The organism is Pseudomonas sp. 43(2021), assembly GCF_017490805.1.
GTDB lineage: Bacteria > Pseudomonadota > Gammaproteobacteria > Pseudomonadales > Pseudomonadaceae > Aquipseudomonas.
Map to the genome: position 1 here is coordinate 1 of NZ_JAFGYJ010000131.1, position 660 is coordinate 660.

General features: G+C 58.3%; 1 protein-coding gene. It reads left to right on the forward strand.

Going from position 1 to position 660, the window contains the following annotated elements; genetic code table 11:
- Positions 1–450: 450 nt before the first annotated feature.
- The coding region (locus J5M71_RS26340; RefSeq protein ID WP_207838399.1) for an EamA family transporter at positions 451–660 on the forward strand (210 nt) is incomplete at its 3' end.

Here is a 660-nt window from a genome sequence, read left to right on the forward strand (position 1 = left end):
GCCATGGAGCGGGCTCCTGTTCTTGTAAGTAATCGCCAGTGATAAAAAGGCGCGAGGTTCAGCGCCGGAGTCACTGAAGATTAAGCTCGGGAAATTCGCCAAACAATCCGATAATCGACTGAGTGTTCGTTTATCGAACGGATTGTTGCTTCCCTAATGATCGTTCCCACGCTCCGCGTGGGAATGCAGCCGGGGACGCTCCGCGTCCCTGTACAGCCGAACGCAGAGCGTCCGTTGAGGCATTCCCACGCGGAGCGTGGGAACGCTCCAAGATGGATGTCTGCTGATGCACCGCCTTCGCGAGCAAGCTCGCTCCCACAAGGACCTTGTCGGTCTCAGCTGCTTTCATGCAAAAGTGTACCGGCGCGAAAAACAGGTTTTGTAACTTATTTTTGCGCGGCGGTCTTTCTAGAATGACCGGTCCACAGAAATCAGACTGTCGAGCTGCCCATGCCTGCCTTGCGCCGTGTTTCCCTGCCATTGATCGCTGCGTTTTTTGCGTTGTACGTGATTTGGGGGTCGACCTATCTGGTGATCCGCATCGGCGTCGAATACTGGCCGCCGCTGTTGCTGGCCGGGGTGCGCTTCGTCATTGCCGGCAGCTTGATGTACGCCTGGCTGCGCTGGCGCGGGGCGCCGGCGCCGACCTGGGCGCAGTGG